The 16301-nt window shown below is 72.1% G+C and carries 13 protein-coding genes; 7 read left to right on the forward strand and 6 right to left on the reverse strand.

Annotated elements, in window-relative coordinates; all coding sequences use genetic code 11:
* Positions 1-118 precede the first annotated feature (118 nt).
* The 3 genes from MED15_RS02645 to MED15_RS02655 all read right to left on the reverse strand — a co-directional run bounded on the left by MED15_RS02645 (position 119) and on the right by MED15_RS02655 (position 4429).
* Positions 119-1579 carry a P-loop NTPase family protein gene (locus tag MED15_RS02645; protein WP_112734709.1) on the reverse strand — a complete coding sequence of 487 codons (1461 nt, stop codon included), beginning with the start codon at positions 1577-1579 and terminating at the stop codon, positions 119-121.
* Positions 1576-3432 (reverse strand): dynamin family protein, encoded by a 1857-nt coding sequence (locus MED15_RS02650; protein WP_112725508.1) that lies wholly within the window; start codon positions 3430-3432, stop codon positions 1576-1578. The genes MED15_RS02645 and MED15_RS02650 overlap by 4 nt, the downstream gene beginning before the upstream one ends.
* Before the next feature lie 115 nt (positions 3433-3547).
* Positions 3548-4429, reverse strand: coding sequence for an IniB N-terminal domain-containing protein (locus MED15_RS02655; RefSeq protein ID WP_112734710.1), 882 nt, complete (start codon positions 4427-4429; stop codon positions 3548-3550).
* Positions 4430-4729: 300 nt separating this feature from the next.
* Here MED15_RS02655 and MED15_RS02660 point away from each other — a divergent pair, with 300 nt between their 5' ends.
* From MED15_RS02660 to MED15_RS02690, 7 genes are all read left to right on the forward strand, one after another.
* The gene (locus MED15_RS02660) at positions 4730-5989 is read left to right on the forward strand and encodes an Hsp70 family protein (protein WP_112734711.1); all 1260 of its coding nucleotides are present in this window, start codon (positions 4730-4732) and stop codon (positions 5987-5989) included.
* 5 nt (positions 5990-5994) lie between these two features.
* Entirely contained in the window at positions 5995-8559 is a 2565-nt protein-coding gene (locus MED15_RS02665) for a LuxR C-terminal-related transcriptional regulator (RefSeq protein WP_208646457.1), read from the forward strand.
* A complete protein-coding gene (locus MED15_RS02670) occupies positions 8556-10508 on the forward strand; it encodes a sensor histidine kinase (protein WP_146754528.1) in 1953 nt (650 codons plus the stop codon). Before MED15_RS02665 ends, MED15_RS02670 begins: the two co-directional genes overlap by 4 nt.
* Positions 10505-10954, forward strand: a complete 450-nt coding sequence (locus MED15_RS02675) for a roadblock/LC7 domain-containing protein (protein ID WP_112588907.1) — start codon at positions 10505-10507, stop codon at positions 10952-10954. The genes MED15_RS02670 and MED15_RS02675 overlap by 4 nt, the downstream gene beginning before the upstream one ends.
* Positions 10932-11312 (forward strand): DUF742 domain-containing protein, encoded by a 381-nt coding sequence (locus MED15_RS02680; RefSeq protein WP_112588905.1) that lies wholly within the window; start codon positions 10932-10934, stop codon positions 11310-11312. The genes MED15_RS02675 and MED15_RS02680 overlap by 23 nt, the downstream gene beginning before the upstream one ends.
* A gap of 74 nt (positions 11313-11386) precedes the next feature.
* A complete protein-coding gene (locus tag MED15_RS02685; RefSeq protein ID WP_167457555.1) occupies positions 11387-12124 on the forward strand; it encodes a cellulose binding domain-containing protein in 738 nt (245 codons plus the stop codon).
* A 101-nt stretch (positions 12125-12225) separates the two neighbouring features.
* Positions 12226-14142 (forward strand): glycerophosphodiester phosphodiesterase, encoded by a 1917-nt coding sequence (locus tag MED15_RS02690; protein ID WP_112734712.1) that lies wholly within the window; start codon positions 12226-12228, stop codon positions 14140-14142.
* 50 nt (positions 14143-14192) lie between these two features.
* Here MED15_RS02690 and MED15_RS02695 read toward each other — a convergent pair whose 3' ends face one another.
* From MED15_RS02695 to MED15_RS02705, 3 genes are all read right to left on the reverse strand, one after another.
* Positions 14193-14789, reverse strand: coding sequence for a hypothetical protein (locus MED15_RS02695; protein ID WP_146766673.1), 597 nt, complete (start codon positions 14787-14789; stop codon positions 14193-14195).
* Between the two features lie 123 nt (positions 14790-14912).
* Positions 14913-15461, reverse strand: coding sequence for an SLATT domain-containing protein (locus MED15_RS02700; RefSeq protein ID WP_112588897.1), 549 nt, complete (start codon positions 15459-15461; stop codon positions 14913-14915).
* Position 15462: 1 nt separating this feature from the next.
* Positions 15463-16230: a glycerophosphodiester phosphodiesterase family protein gene (locus tag MED15_RS02705; protein ID WP_167457556.1), complete on the reverse strand. Its 768-nt coding sequence runs from the start codon at positions 16228-16230 to the stop codon at positions 15463-15465.
* Between the last annotated feature and the right edge of the window lie 71 nt (positions 16231-16301).

Here is a 16301-nt window from a genome sequence, read left to right on the forward strand (position 1 = left end):
CTCTCCCACCATCCGTGAGAGCGTTATCTCCGCAGGTCAGCGGCGACCGTGTGGAGTAAGATCGAATAACGGTTTTCGGGCCACCAACCACCGTTGTGCCAGCGGCGGTCGTCGGCGCTCAGCGCCCGCCTGCGGCCAGCTCGGCGATCATCCCCTCGCAACTGCGGACCACGACCTGAGCGCCGCGCCGCTGCGCCAGCGGAAGCAGAGGATCCTCCGCCCGGTCCCGCCACCGCCACTGTGCCTCGGAGGCGACCTCCCAGAGCTGCCGCACGTCGGCCTCATGCTCGACACCGAGCCGAGCCGCGAGGCCCACCCCGTCGCCGCCGACCAGCCGTTGCGCCTCAGCGGCCAACTCCGCGTCGAACCCCAGCCGGGTATTCCGCAGCGCCACCAGCAGGCGCAGCTCCCGGAACTCGTGCGCACCGGCGAGGATCTGCTCCACCGCACCGACCAGCTCGGTGGACCCCCGGGCGGGCTCGGCCCGCAGCAGCGCCTCCACCGCGGCCAGCGCGGCCCGCGCCTTCAGGGCGTCGCGGCGATCGATGAAACAACGCGTCACCGACTCGCGCAGCTCGGTGAGGCCGCTCCGCCGAATCAACTCCGCGGAGAGCTTCACCCGGCTGTCGAACCCGCTGCGCACCAGCGTGGCCGCCAGCCGGACACCGAAGACCCCGAACCGGCCCAGCAGCGCGGCGCGCACCTCGGTGTCCAGCCGTACCGGCAGCTCACCACGGAGGAAACGGTCGGCGGAGATGAGGTGCGCGTCCAGTTCGGCCCGGGGCACCTGAGCCAGGGTCGCGAGCGCGGCGAAATCCGATTCACCGAGCATCCGGCCGGCCAGGCCGATCATGCCGCTGCACGCCACGACGTTGACACTGAGCGCGTTCACCCTCGGGTCGCGGTAGTGCCGACGAGCGAGCTGGCGGGCCGTGAGCAGACCGTCGATCCGGCCGCCGCCGGTCTCGTCCGCGCGGGACAACACCATGATCACGTTGACCGGAGCGGACTGTCCGACGGCACTGTCCCGTGCGGACTCCAGTACCCGCAGGTCACTGTCGCGACCGTCGCGGGTCAGGTACAACACCGCGTCCGAGTCGCGCAGCACCCGCTCCAACACCGGCGCCCGGCCCTGCTCGACGCCGCCGGTGACCGCCGGGGTGTCGATCAGCGTGATCTGGCGCAGCGCCCGCGTCGGCCACCGCACCACGATGTCCCGCACCTCCCCCGCACCCCAGCCCAGATCCACCCGCAGCCCGGTCGCCGACTTCACCACTGCCAACTCCTGCGGTGGCTGCCCGATTGGGTAGGCGGTGGCACGCGGCGCGGCACCGTCCTCGTACCAGGTGAAGGCCCCGTCCGCCCGCTCGACCGGCGCGACCTCCTCACCCATCAACGCGTTGAGCACCGTCGACTTACCCGATCGCCACGGGCCGACGATGGCGATCCGCAGCGGCTGCTCCAACCGGGCCACCTGTTGCCGAAGCTCAGCGACGGCCCGGGGATTGTCCTGGTACAGCTCGATGGCCTGGTGCAGCAACCCCCACGCCGCCTCGTCCAGGCGCACTCCCACCGTCATCCCTGCGGCTCCAGCAGCAGCGGAGCGGAACGGGCACCGGTCAACTGCTGAGCCTGCTCGTACACCGCCGCCAACCTGGTCATCTTCAAACGGATCTCGCGCTGCCGCTGCTCGCGCAGGGAGGCGTCGGTGTCGGCCTCCTGCTTCGCGCTGCGGAACGACTGCACGATGGCCTCCTGGAGTTCCTCGGTCAGCCCCGTGAAGTGGTCCCGCAGCATCCGCTGCACCTGCCGGGCGGCGTCGCGACAGTCTCGGATGATCCGGACGAAGAAGTCGTCGACATGCCGCTGGATGGCCGTCTTGACCGTCGCCTGGCGACGACGGAGCAACTGCTTGCTCTCGTCACGGATGCTCTTGCCGCCGAAGAGCGCCCCGATGCCGACCGAGACCGGATTGATCATCGGCATGCCTGCCAGCGTGGTCGCCAGACCGAACATCAGCATGCCGCCGTACGAGCCCTTCATGCCGGTGAACAGCTTCTGGCCGGTGGTGAACCGGTCGATCGTCGGCCGTTGCAGCTCGGGCAGTCGCTCGCCGATGTCGTCCGGCATCGTCATCGACCAGGGCGGCAGTACGTCGTATCCGTACCGGTCGAAGTTGGCGGCCACCCGCCGGGCGATCCAGTCACAGCGCTGGATCAGCCACTCGTGGTTCGCCTCCGCCGCCTCCACCAGGCTCCGCTCCAGCCAGTCCTGGAAGGTGTCCCAGGCGACCAGAGGGTCGGCGGTGTCGAACGCCTCGTCGACCGCGCGCAGGATCTGTCGGGTCCGGTCACGCAGGTCGTACTCAAGGTCGGCGAGCAGGTCGGTGATCTCGTCGGTCAACGTGTTCTGCCACCGGGTGGAGCACCGGCGCAGCTCGTCGACCTCGCGCTGCGCCGCGTGCAACCGGGAGATCGGCCCGGACTGCTCCTCGGCCTCCTGGGTCGCCAACTCGGCGCGCAGCGGCGCAGCCAACTGCTCGACCACCGTCCGGGCCACCGTCTGCACCGCCGCCCGGGCCAGGTGGTCGGCCTTGCCGGCTAGGTCGCGTTGCAGGCGGGCGATCAGCGCGGGGAAACCCGACTCGGCGTTGAGCCCACGGTCGTCGGCCGCGGCCGCGCGCAGTCGCAGCGCCGCCGAGACCGGGATCAGCGTCGCCGGAACGCCCGCCTCGGCCAGGTGCTGCCGGTTGCGCTCGGCGACCGTACGCCAGTCCGCGACCAGATCGGTCTTGCTCTGCACCACCACCACGTTCGGATGCGAACGCGTGATGTGCAGCAGCATGTTCAGCTCGGCGACCGACAACTCCCGAGTGGAGTCGGAGACCAGGAGCACGGTGTCCGCGCGGGCCGGCACGGCGACCGGAGCGGCGGCGCCGATGCCGGTGACCTCGTCGGTGCCGGGAGTGTCCACCAGCACCAGCCCGGCACCGAGCAGGGCACGGGGCAGTCCGATCTCGACGTACGCCGGGCCGCCGCCCGGCCGACGTCCGACCAGGCCGGCCACGCCCGCCGCGACCTGGTTGAGCGCCACCGGGGTCCGCTCGACGGCCACCGCGTCGGCGGTGCCGGTGGGGTGCCCCGGCGCTGGTGGGGGCGCCTGCGCCACCGCCGCGGTGGGGGCCTCGGCGTGCCGCACCACGGTCGGCAGGACTGTCGTCCGGCCGTCGCCGACCGGGCAGGCCGGAGCGTTGATGATCGCGTTGATCAGCTGACTCTTGCCCTGGTTCGGCTCACCGATGACCAGGACACGCAGCGTCGGGTCCAGCAGTTGCGCGCGCTTCTGCCGCACCGTCTGAAGTAGGTCACCGCGACCGTGTGCAGTGCACGTGCGAGCGATCTCGTCCAGCACGTCCAACCAGATCCCGGCCATCACCGCACCAAGTGTGCGGATTTCGGCTCAATTATCAAGAGGGACCGGATGTGGAACCGGGAAGGGCCGGATCGCCCGAGACGATCCGACCCTCCGCTCCGACCGGAGATCCGGGTCAGAGCAGACCGCCGGTGATACCCAGCAGCCCGTGATCGGACGAGGCGTGTGAGTCGCCGAGCACACCATCGGTGACCCCACCGGTCACGTCACCGACAGTGTCGGTGACACCGGGGAGGAGGCTGTCCACCTGGTGCGTCACGCCGCCCACCGTCGACGGCACGTCGAGCGGCGGGACCCCGCCGACGACACCGTCGCCGTGCCCGAGGCCCAGCCCGTTGAGGGTGTCGTCGACACCCAGCGAGCTGACGACCCCGCCGAGCTGACCGTGGGTGCCGGAGAGGACACCACCGGTCAGGTCGCCGCCGATCAGGTTCGAGTCAGTGACGCCGAGCAGACCGCTCGGGTCGCCGACGGTACCGGTCACGTCACCGAGCACCGGGTCCGCGATCGCGTCCACCGGCTGCACCACATCGGCGTCGAGGGTGTGCGCCACGTCGGAAACGCCGGCCAGGTCGGTGTCGAGGCCGGACGGGCCGACACCCAGACCGATGCCCGGCAGCACGGTGACCCCGGCGGCGGCGGTCGACGGGTCGACAGCGATGGCGCCGAGCACGCCGGCCTTGACGTCCACGCCGCTTGGCGAGCTGGTGACGCTGATCTGCTGCGCCACGCTCTGCAACTGACTCACCACGTCGGTGGTGTCGGTGAGCAGCGGGTCCAACCCGAGCTGCCCGACCGGCGAGGCCAACGGCGCGAGGCCCGCCCCCGGCGCGTAGTCGACGACCAGCGGCACGACGTCCTGCACGTCCGCGGCGGTGATGTCGGTGAGCCCGGCGCCCCGCAACGCGCCCTCGGGGTCGAGGTCGAAGGCCGACCGCGCGTCCGGGTTCGTCAGTAGGTCGAGCACGAAGTCGTGGAGCGTCTGCTGCGAGTCCATGTGCCGGTTCTCCTCGGATGTGGCATTGGCGGGTGTCGTACGTCGACAGTGACGACGCTATTGCGGGGGCCCGCCCCCGGGCATCGGGGCTGAGCCCGCATCCGGGCCGGTTGAACTAGGGGCACCGCCACCTCGTACGTTAGGGGGACAGGGGGAAACCGTCCCGGCGAGATTAGGGTCCCGACCAGGGACTGATCTCTGGTACGAACGTAGGAGCCCGCGGGGTTCGCCGGGGGTGGGTCGTCGGGCAGCCGACGCCATCGCCACCGACCGGCCGACTCACGGGGAGAGACAGAGACGATGCCGTACGTCCTGGGGATAGACATCGGAAGCAGCAACACGGCCGCCGCCGTCGCACGACGACGCGGCGCGACCTGGACCCGTCCCGAGGCCGTCCCGCTGAGCGCCGGCTCACCCCTCATGCCGTCGGTGTTGTGCCTGGAAGAGGACGGTTCGCTGCGCGTCGGCGAGCCGGTGACCGACGACGGCAGCCGCACCACCCGGGACTTCGTCCACCGGATCGGCGACGACGTGCCGGTGCTGCTCGGCGGCGAGCCGTGCGCGCCGCAGACGCTGACCGCCGAACTGGCGGCGTGGGTGGTGGAGCGGGTCCACGCCCTGGAGGCTGAGGCGGCCGAGGCGATCGTGCTCAGCCACCCCGCGGGGTGGCGCCCCTACCGGCGGGAGGTGCTGCACCGGGCCCTGTCGGACCTCGGCCTACGACACGTGACGTTGCTACCCCGCACGGTCACCGTCGCCGAGAGCCACGCCGCTCGCGGGTTCGCGGGCAGCACGGCCGTCGTCTACGCCCTGGGGGGCAACAGTTTCGAGGCGGCTCTGGTGCGCCGCACCCCGCGCGGCACGTACGAGACGTTCGGCACCCCGCAGGGTCTCGACTCGATCGGCGGCGCCGACTTCGACGAGGCGCTCGCCGAGCATGCTCGTACCGTGCTGGCCCGGGAGTTGGCCGCGACCGGACGTCGCGGGGCCCAGGCCGCGCTGCGCGGGCTGCGCGCGGAGTGTGACCGGGTCAAGCGGGTGCTGACCGTCGACCTCACCGCCGACGTGGTGCTGACCCTGCCGAGCGGCCCGGCGCGGGTGCCGGTGACCCGGGCACAGTTCGAGGCCATGATCCGCCCGACGGTGCAGGCCACCGTCGACCTCCTGCTCCGGGCCGTGCGCAGCGCCGACCTGACTCCGGCGCAGCTCGACGGCGTCCTGCTGGCCGGCGGCTCCACCCGGGTCCCGCTCGTGACCGAACTGATCGGCGCGGCCCTCCCGGTGCCCGTCGAGGTGGAGCCGGACGCACAGTTGACCGCCGCCACCGGAGCGGCGATGGCCGCCTGTCAGGTGGTGTCACCACGCCCCCGCCAGCCACCGCCGGCCCGCGTTCCGGCCCCGGTCAGCGGTGCCGGGCGGGCCACCATCCCGGCACCACGCCGAGCCCATCACACCGTTCCGGGCGAACCGCCACCGCGGCCTCCGGTCCGGGTCCTCCCACTGGAACTGCCGAAGCCGTCCCGCCTGGCGCTGGCCCGCGGTCGTGGACGCGAAGGATAACCCCGATGATCATGAATGACCTCGCCGCACCAGGGTTGACAGTGGACAAGGGGTTGCAGGCGCTACTGGACACTGTCGCGCAGGACCCGACCGGCCCGCTCGCCGTCGGCGTCGCCGGCCCGGCCGGTCACGGAAAGACCGCGCTTCTCGCCGAGTTGGAGCGCATTCACCAGCGCGCCGGCATCGCCGTCCGCACGGCCGCCCCGGAGCCGGATGAGCCGGTCGACCCCGACACGGTCGTGCTGGTCGACGACGCGCACCTGCTCGACGACGCGCGGACCGAAGCGCTGCTGCGTCTGGTCGCCGGCCGGCGACACCGGTTGGTGGTGGCCCACCGCCCGTGGCCCCGGTCAGCGGCGTTCAGTGAGCTGGTCGACGCCCTGCGACGCGACGGGCAGGCGGTGCTGCTCACGCCGTTCACCCGGGAGCAGACCGCCGCCCATCTCGCCGCCACACCCGAGCTGGGCCGCCCCGCCGACCTGGTCGACTTCGTCCACACGCAGACCGCCGGCGTACCCCGGGACGTGGAACGGCTGGCCCGCGGCCTGGCCGGCGCGGAGACCCGGACCGGCGCGATGGTCGACCCACCACGGTCCGTCATCCTCGAATTCGGGCCGGACCTGGACGTCCAGCCCACCGCGGTACGACGACTGCTCCTCGCTGTCGCGGCCGGCGGGGCGCTACCGGTGAGCATGCTCGGCGCGCTGCTGGGCCGGGACCCGGCCGGAGTGGACGAACTGATCGCCACGGCCAGGGCTGCCGGGCTGCTCGGCGCGGACGGCCGGCTCGCACCGATCGTCAGGCGGGCCGTCGCGACACTCAGCCCCACCACCGAACGGACAGCGGTATGGCGTCGGCTCACCGAGTTGCAACTCGCTCGGGGTGGCGCGGTACTGCCGCTGGTCCGCTCCCTGCTCGCGGTCGGCGCGCTCGGCGACTGCCCGGCCGCGACCCTGGCCGCCGCGGCGGACGAGGCTCTGGCCGACGAGCCGGCGTTCGCCGCCGAGCTGTTCGCGGCGGCCACGGCGGCCGGGCTGCCACCCAACGCGCGGCAGGCGCTCGCCGCCGCGCTCGCCGGTGACCTCGACGACGCGCTTCGGCTGGCGGACCGACTCCTGGCCACTGCCGCTCCCCCGGAGCGCTCCGAGGCGGCCGTGGTCGCCGCCACCGCCCTGGCCCACCGTGGTCACGTCGGTCGCAGCGTCGAGCTGTTCCGGTGGTCGGGCACCGCCTCGGCGGCGGCGTTCGCCATCGTCGGCGGGCTGGCCACCGGCGACCCGGCCGCCACCACCGAGGCACCGGCGGGCGACCCGGCGGGCGAACCCCCGACCCTGCACGCGAGCGCCGCCCGACTGATGGCCAACGGTGTACGCGAGAGCGTGACCGGCCCGCCGACCGCCGCGCTCTCCGCGCTCGTGCAGGCCGCCGCGCTGCTGGAGCCGGACGGCCGGGCGGCGTTGCTGCCGGACAGCCCGGCGGCCCTCGCCGCGTTGACCGCGGTGCACTGCGGTGAGCTGGAGATCGCCGAGCGGGTGCTGCACCGCGCCCTGGCCGCCGGAGTCGGCGGCCCGCTGATGGCCCGCCGCCACCGGCTGTTGCAGGCCTGGATCCTGATGGTCCGTGGCGAGATCCACACCGCCGGCGAGCACCTCGCCACTGTGACGCTCGACGGGCGGCCACTGGAGTCACGCGACCAGCTCTTCGCCGCCGCGATTCGGATGGGCATCGGCCGGCGCAACAGTGACCTCGGGGCGCTCAAGCGGGGTTGGGGGCAGGCGCTGGAGGCCGTGGTGCGGCACCCCGTCGACCTGTTCACACTGCTGCCGTTGGGTGAGCTGGCCATCGCGGGCGCGCGGCTGGGTGACCTGGCCCGGCTGGAGCCGCACCTGCATCAGGGGCGTGCGCTGCTCGACCGCCTCGGCGACCCACCACTGTGGAGTGTGCCGCTGCACTGGTGCGGGCTGCACGCCGCCATCCTGACCGGCGAGCCGACGATCGCCGACGAACACGTCGCGGCGTTGCTCGCCGCCGCTGGCCACAGCCGGTACGCGGCCGTTGTCGCCGCCGCCGCGGAGAGCTGGGTGGAGGTGCTCCGAGGGGTCGTCGACCCGACCCGGGTGGAGGCCGCCGCCCGAGGACTTCACGACACCGGGTTGTGCTGGGACGGCGCCCGCCTCGCCGGGCAGGCCGCCATCCGCACCGCGGACCGACGGGCGATGACCACCCTGCTGGAGTGCGCCCGAGCGTTGCAGGGGCGGCCTTCCGGTGGGCAGAGCGGGCAGACACCGACGACCGGTGCGAGCACGGCACGGGTCGCCGGCCCCACCCAGCACGGTCTCAGCGACCGCGAGTACGAGGTCGCCGAGCTGGTGCTGGCCGGACTGACCTACCGGGAGATCGGCGATCGGCTCTTCATCTCGGCCAAGACCGTCGAACACCACGTGGCGCGGATGCGCAACCGGCTCAACTGCGCCAACCGCACCGAACTGCTGGCGCTGCTGCGCACCCTCGTCGCCGACCGGGCCAGCGACACCGCCGGGCAACCGTGGCCGCAGCGGGCGACCCGATGACCCGCAACGACGTTCGGCTGATCCGGACCAGGCTGGCCGTGCTGGCCGCCGTGCTGATCACGCTCTGGTCGTACGCGGCCTACGTGTCCAGCCAGGACGCGGTCGACCTGGTGCGCGTCCGGGCGTTGGCGGACACGCTGGGCCAGCCCATCGACCGCCTGATTCTGAGCCTGCAGACGGAACGCCGGATCACCGCCGAGACGATCGCCGGGGCGGGGCAGACGACCCCCGCGCTGGTCGGGGCCCGCGAAGGCACCGACCGGGCCGCCGCCGAGATCCGCGAGTTCACCAAGGGCCGCGACCTCCGGTTGCTCAGCGCCGGCACGGTCCGCGACCGGGCCGGCGAGCTGGTCCGGCGGCTCGACGGCCTGGGCACGACCCGAGCCCAGGTGGACACCGGCCGGCTCGACCAGGGCGCGGCAGTCGACGGGTACGACGAGGTCATCGACGTCGCCTTCCGGGTGTACGGCCCGGAGTGGGGCGCGTACGAGAGCGGGTTGGCCGCCGACACCCGCGCGGTGATCGCGCTGGCCCGTGCCCGGGAGTTGCTCGCCCGGGAGGACACAGTGGTCAGCGCGGCCCTGACCGGCGCACGGCTCGACGCCGACGAGCGGCGCCGGCTGACCGCACTGGTCAGCATCCAGCGGTACGCGCGCACCGAGGCCGCGGCCGGGCTTCCGCAAGACGGCCAGGACGAGCATCAGCGCCTCGCGGCCGGCCCCGAGTTCGCGGCTCTGCTCGCCCTGGAGGACCGGCTGCTGCTCCAGTCGGGCACTGCCAACGCCCTGACCGGTCTCACCATCCAGGGCTGGCGGGCCGCGGCGGACGCCGCCCTCGGCGCGTTGCAGACACTGGTGACGGACACCGCCCGCAGCAGCGTCGAGCGGGCCACCCCCGGTGCCGCAGTGCTCATCGCGCGTACCGGAGCCGTCGTGGGGCTCGGCCTCATCGTCGTGCTCGTGCTCCTGCTGAGCTGGGCGGGCACCGTCCGACGCCTGACCGACGAGCTGACCACTACCGACGCCGACCTTCCGGCTCCGGTGCCGGACACGCCGGCATCAGCCCAGGAACCGGCGACGCCTAGGGGTGACGCCGAGCGGGAGCTGTTCCTGGAGCTGACCCGACGCAACCAGGTCCTGCTGCGCGACCAGCTCACAGTGCTGGACGGGATGCAACGTCGGGAACGGTCCACCGAGGAGACCGGCGAACTGTTCCAACTCGACCACCTCACCACCCGGGTCCGACGCAACGTGGAGAAACTGATCACACTGGCCGGCGCGACACCCGCCCGCCGCTGGCGACGCCCGGTGCCACTGCTCGACGTGGCGCGCGGCGCGGTCGCCGAGGTCCCGGACTACCACCGGGTCCTGATCGCGCCGCACTGGCCGTGGTCGCTCGCGGGGCCGGCCGTCACGGACGTCATCCACCTGCTGGCGGAGCTGATCGAGAACGCCCTGGCCTTCTCCGGGGCGGACACCACAGTCCGGGTCAGCGGCGAACAGCGACCGCAGGGGTGTGCCGTCCTCGTCGTCGACGACGGGCCCGGCCTGGACGCCGCCGCGCTGGCCGAGGCGAACCACCTGCTCGGCAATCCCCCACCGGACGGCCCGCCCGCGGGCCTCGCCGGCTGGTACGCCGTCGCCGTACTGGCCGGCCGCTGCGGCGCCCACGTCTCGCTACGCCCCAGCCGGCGCGGCGGGACGGCCGCCATCGTGCTCCTACCCTCCCGGCTGATCACGGTCACCGACACCGGCCGCGTACCGACAGACGCACCACCCGACAGCCCGTACCCACCGGCCCGCACCGGCGCCGACCTGACCGACCCCAACGGCAACGGCGCGCTGCCGACGCGGGTCCGCCACCCCGGGCCGATCGGCCCGGAACACGGCAGGACCAGCCTCGACACGATTGAGTTGCCAGTCGCCAGAACAGCAAGGAGACAACAATGACGTCTGCAGTGGTCACCGAGGACGGCCTGACCGACGCCCTGAACGACCTGGTCGACCGGGTGCACGGTGCGGAGTTCGCCGTGGTTCTCTCACCGGACGGGCTGCCGCTCGGCGGCTCGCGGCGGGTGGGGGCGAAGCTGGCCGAGCAGATCTCCGGCGTGGTCGCCGGACTGATCGCGTTGGGGCTGGCCGCCACCCGGACCTGTGACGCGGGTCGGCTGCGCCAGGTCGTGGTGCAGATGTCGCGAGCGTTCCTGTTCATCGCCACCATCCCGAACGGGACCATCCTCACCGTGCGGATCGCCGGTGACGACGTCGAGGTCGGTGACATGGCGTACGAGGTGGCGCTCTTCGTGGGGCAGGCCGAGCAGCACCTGCCGATCACCCTGGGCCCGGCCTCCTCGGTGACGATCGGGGACACTGGTGCACACCAGCGGCGCCACTGACGAGGCGTGGTACGACGACGACGCGGGCCCTGTCGCCCGGCCCTACACGATGACCGGGGGGCGCACCGCGCCCGCACGCGGCCAGTTCGACCTGATCTCGCTGGTCGTCGCCCGAAGGGGGGTCACGCCTCCCACACCGCTCTTCCCCGAACAGGCGCGGATCGTCGAGCTGTGTCACCATCCAGTGTCGGTGGCCGAGGTGGGCGCCGAGTTGGATCTTCCGCTGGGGACGGTCCGGGTGCTGCTCGGTGACCTGCTCGCGGCCGGGCTGATCGAGACGCACGAACCGCCGATGCTGTCGGAGCTGCCGACCGAGGACCTGCTCGAGGCGATACTCGTCGGGCTTCGCGGGTTGTGACCGGGCAGCTGACACCCGCGACCCGGGCGGATCGTGGGCGCGCACCTGGCGACGAACTGAAGGAGAGACTGGCAGTGCCGGCAACACCACCCCAGCCACGCCGTACCGTGGCGATCATCCTGCTGGATCGGGTCGTGGCCATCGTCACGGCCGCACGGCGGGTGCTCACCGGTCGGGAGGACGTCTCGCGGGCCACCTGGGTGGCCGTCGTCGCGGCGCTCGGGGTGCTGATCGCGACGGTCGTGTCCGTCGTCGGGGTGCTGCGTACGCCGGAGAAGCTGACGCCGGTGACCCTCGACCCGCCGCCGTCGGTCGAGCAGGTGGGCGCGTCGCCGTCCGGTACCCCCCACGCGCAGGCGCGACCGGCGGTCACCAGCCCCGCGGTGCCCGCTCCACCGCCCGCCACGGCCTCCTCGACCCCACCGGCCGTCACGTCTTCGACCAGGCCCACGCCGACCGGCGCGACCACCGAGCCCACCCCGGCGGCCCTGGGCGCGGACTTCGCCATCACGGACAACGCCCTGCTCAGCTACGGCGCGACAGTGACGATCAGTAATCCGGGCTCGGTCCCGGCCCCGGGGTGGACGCTGGTCGTCACCCTGCCCCGGGAGTCGCTGGGGATCAGCGGGGTCGAGGGGGCGCAGGCCAGCCGGGACGGTGCGGTGTGGACGTTCGTGCCGGATCCGAACACTCCTCAGGTGCCCGGCAGCGCCTCCGTGCGGGTGACGTTCCGGGTCAACGGATCGTTGACCGGTTCCGCCCCCAAGGCGTGCACGATCGACGGGGCCGCCTGCTCCGGCCTGCCGAACTGACCAGTCCGGGACGCCCCGATCGAGCGCGGTACACCCGGCGTTCCGGCGGCAGCCATGCTTGATTGATCATCAGTTCGGGCGCGCTTCGTAGCGTCGCGACCATGACTGTCCTACCCGCATCACCGCCGCCTCGCCGCGCCGGGTCACGCCTCGGCGCCCTGGGTACCCGGGCCGCCGCCTCCGTCGCCGCTCTCGCCGTCACCGGCGCTGCCGTCGCGGTCGCCGTCGCGACCTCGTCGCCCGCCACCGCCGAGCCGGGCAGCGTCGTCGTCTCGGAGAACTTCTCGGCCGGGTCGCTGCCCGCCGGTTGGCACGCGGTCGACGGCACCTGGAGGGTCGAGAACGGCCGTCTGTACGGAACCTCCGCCAGCTCCAGCGAGAACAACAAGATCACCTTCGGTCGGCACCTGAACGACTTCCGCCTCGAGGCGACCATGCGCTTCGAGTCGGTCTCGGCCGCCACCCGCTGGGCCTCGCTCGGCATCGACGTCCCCGCCAGTGGCGCGACCCCCTGGTGGATCGCCACCATGCGCAGCGGCACCACGGCCGCCAACGGGCTCGAATTCGCCCAGCGGACCACTGCCAACGCCTGGGTCGTGACGAACACCGCCTCCGCCCCGTCCGCCGCCGGCACCGGCCGGGACGTGCGCGTCGCCGTCGAGGTGCACGGCAACCAGGCCCGCTGGATCTTCGACGGGCGGGAGGCGATGCGGACCAGCAGCCTCCAGCGTTCCGCCGACGGCGTCCAGGGGCTCTTCGTCAACGGCGCGACCGTGTCGTACGACGACGTCACCGTCACCGAGCTGGCCCCGAACGGCTACCTCCGCCCCGAGGGCAGCCCGTTCACCGTGATCGCCCACCGAGGCGCGTCCGCCGCCGCACCGGAGAACACCCTCGTCGCCCAGGAGATCGCCCGTAAGGGTGGCGCCGACTGGATCGAGAACGACGTCCAGCCGAGCAGGGACGGCATCCCGTTCATCCTGCACGACGGCACCGTCGACCGGACCACCGACGGCACCGGCAACATCCGGGACCTGACCGCCGCGCAGATCAAGGCCCTCGACGCCGGCTCCTGGTTCGGCCCGCAGTACGTCGGCGAGCGGGTGCCCACCCTCGCGGAGCAGCTCGCCGATCTGCGGACGCGGGGTGGCAACCTGCTCGTGGAGATCAAGGGCAGGCACACCCGCGACGAGGTCGCCGCGATCATCCAGGTGATCCGGGACGAGCAGATGATGGGCCGGGTCTTCATCCAGAGTTTCGAGGTCGACGCCCTGAAGTACACCTACGAGCTCGCCCCCGAGCTACCGCTCGGCCTGCTCCGCAGCACCCTGGACGCCGACCCGGTGGCGATCGCGAAGGAGCTGCACCTGACCGCGTACAACCCGGACGGCAACGCGCTGTTGGCCAAGCCGGAGGTCGTCGCGCCGCTGCACGCCGCCGGGGTCGCCGTGATGGCCTGGACGATGGACTCCGCCGGCCTGTGGCAGCGGCTGGAACGGATCGGCACCGACGCGATCATCACCAACCGCGCGGCGGAGCTGGTCGGCTGGAACTCGGCGTTCGTCCAGCGGGCCTCCGCCGACCCGACCGTGCAGATCACCTCGCCGGTCAACGGGGCTCGGCTGGACCGGGCGCAGTCGCCGGTGATCGCGGTCGCCGCGACCAACGCGGACACGGTCACCGTGACGCTGGACGGTAAGAGGTCGGCCGCCGGGCGCAAGCTCGACCTGGCCAGGCTGACCGCCGGCCGGCACACCATCACCACCGAGGCGACCGGGCCCGAGGGCACCGCCACCGCGACCAGCACCTTCACCGTGACGGTGAGCCAGGCCGGCCTCGGCTACCTGATCCTCACCTCGGACGCGGACCCGGCCGCCGTCACCGCGATGACCACCAAGCTGGCCCACGCCCAGTACGCCGAGCTGGCCACCTACGCCGACCGGCAGGCCGGCAAGCTGGTGCCGGCGGAAGTCGCCAGCGTCATCGCCGGCGACGCCCGGACCCTCGCGCTGAAGTAGCGGTTCGAAGGGTGGCGCTGGGCCTGGAGGGCCGGCGCCACCCTGCGTCCTCAGTGGATGACCACGGGCGACTCGGCACGCTCGCCCTGCTGTCGCACCAGCGGCAACGCCGGGGCCAACGCCAGCGCCATGCACAGGCCGCCGATCGGAAGCAGGTCGAGGGTGACCGCCGGCAGGACGATGCCGGCGAGGAGCAGCGGCACACTCCACAACGGCAGCCGCCGCCCGGCGGCGAGCATACCCGCGAGGACGAGCAGGCCGAGGAAGAAGAACTGGGGTACGACGTCGTAGAAGGCCACCTCCACGCCGGGGATGTCCTTGAATTCCGCGCCGAGCCTCGACATCTCCGCCCGGTCCTCGGCCAGCAGCCCCTCGACGATGTCCGCACCGAACTGCACCATCGTCGCGGCGAGGCCGACCAACGTGCCGGCCACCACCCCGGTACGCCACGGACTGCAGGGCAGCAGGCGGGACAGCGCGAGCACACCCGGGACGAAGCACACCATGCCGGCGAGAGCGACCAGGTGGGCGGCCTGCCAGTCGAGCCCGGGGCCGTACACCCCGTCGGACCTTGCCCACAGCCGGATCAGGCCGTAGGCCACGATGCCGACCGGTCCGGCGATCACGTAGAGCGCAGCGCGTTTCATGCCAGCCAGCATGTGGCCGCCGATCCCGGCCGACCTCCGGGAGGTTCCCTCGGGTCGCCCTGGCTTTCGTCTCAGGTCTTCCACCGAGCAACCCCGAGACCCGCCCGACCACCACGCCAGCGGTCAGGGACGAAATGGCTTGCCGGTCAGCGCGGATTCCTCCGGAAACGCCAACGAGCTGAAGAACTTCTCCGTCTCGGCACTGCGGATGCCCTCGATCTTCGCCAACAGCACCTCTGTCGCCGCGTACGCGCGCTGCTCCCGCTCGGCCGGATCAGCGGTCGCCTCGGCGCGACCGAACGCGAGTCTCCACTGGTTGCTCGCCTCGATGAGGGCGAAATGGGTACGCCGCAGCAGTGCCCACATCTGATCCCACTGATAAAAGGTGCGGAGCGCGGTGGCCGTGGCGATGACCACGCCCGAGACCGCGATTACCAGGTTCTTACCCGGATAGCTGAAGCCGGCGAGCAGTGGCAGAGACGCACTGACGACGATGACCAGGATGCCGGTGAAACGAAAGAGCCGTCGGTGCCATTTCGCCCGCCAGTCGTAATGGTCCCTGAGCTTGTTGATGCTTTCTTCGGCCAACGCGCGGTAAACCTGCAACGGATCGCCGGGAGCGCCGTTCTGCGACTCGGCGAGCAACCCGCTCTGTCCTTGGTCAACAGACACGTCACGATGCTAGATGCTGGCCATGCGACGGTCTATAGCCCGAGAAAACGATGTTGTCGGAGTATTGACGGGCGAACATCTCCCGCTCCGGTGAAGCGACTGGCCAGGAAATCACCGGAACACCGCGGCGACGCCACCACGCCGTCAGGTTGGACGGAAATGCGTCCACCTCGTAGGCCAGAAAATCAGGCCGAGTGACCAGGTTGCTGACCATACTGCGACCCACCATCCGGGTCAGCGGCCCGGCGGTGCGCAGCAGGCCGCAGATGCGCCCCACCGGCACCCGGCGTTCCGGCGGCAGCTTTCGCACCGCGACCCGCAGCGCCGCCACGAGCAACGGGTCGAAGGATTCGACCGCGTACCGCCCCGGGTAGTCGGCGGTCTGTCGCAGCACCTCGTCGACCAGATCGAAGTTGAGGGCGAGCGTCGGCCGTTTCAGCTCGATCAGCAGGGGCACCCGTCCGGCGACCAGGTCCAGCACCTGCGACAGCGTGGGAACCCGCTGGTCGGTGCCCTGCAACCGGAGCCGCTGCCGATCGGCCGGTGTCAGCTCCGCAGTGGCGATCGCCGCACCGGTGAGCGCGGTCAAGTCGTAGTCGTGAACGACGACGAGCTCGCCCGAGCGGGTGAGCTGCACATCCAGTTCGCAGGCGTAGCCAGCCTCGGCGGCCGCCTCGAACGCCGCCAGCGAGTTGGCGGGCCGATTGTCGCCGGTCAGCCCGCGGTGCGCGATCGGGATGTCGAGCAGCCAACGGTCGTCGGACGACACGTGATCCTCCTGAGCTTCCGGGGCCGGGTTACCGCACTCCGGAGCAGGCCGTGGAAGGGTTTTCGCGTACC

The sequence above is a fragment of the Micromonospora noduli genome (genome assembly GCF_003264475.1).
GTDB lineage: Bacteria > Actinomycetota > Actinomycetes > Mycobacteriales > Micromonosporaceae > Micromonospora > Micromonospora noduli.

Coding starts and splice junctions, on each gene's coding strand:
- MED15_RS02645 (WP_112734709.1), bottom strand. CDS start 1,579: ATGACGGTGGGAGTGCGCCTGGACGAGGCGGCGTGGGGGTTGCTGCAC.
- MED15_RS02650 (WP_112725508.1), bottom strand. CDS start 3,432: ATGGCCGGGATCTGGTTGGACGTGCTGGACGAGATCGCTCGCACGTGC.
- MED15_RS02655 (WP_112734710.1), bottom strand. CDS start 4,429: ATGGACTCGCAGCAGACGCTCCACGACTTCGTGCTCGACCTACTGACG.
- MED15_RS02660 (WP_112734711.1), top strand. CDS start 4,730: ATGCCGTACGTCCTGGGGATAGACATCGGAAGCAGCAACACGGCCGCC.
- MED15_RS02665 (WP_208646457.1), top strand. CDS start 5,995: ATGATCATGAATGACCTCGCCGCACCAGGGTTGACAGTGGACAAGGGG.
- MED15_RS02670 (WP_146754528.1), top strand. CDS start 8,556: ATGACCCGCAACGACGTTCGGCTGATCCGGACCAGGCTGGCCGTGCTG.
- MED15_RS02675 (WP_112588907.1), top strand. CDS start 10,505: ATGACGTCTGCAGTGGTCACCGAGGACGGCCTGACCGACGCCCTGAAC.
- MED15_RS02690 (WP_112734712.1), top strand. CDS start 12,226: ATGACTGTCCTACCCGCATCACCGCCGCCTCGCCGCGCCGGGTCACGC.
- MED15_RS02695 (WP_146766673.1), bottom strand. CDS start 14,789: ATGAAACGCGCTGCGCTCTACGTGATCGCCGGACCGGTCGGCATCGTG.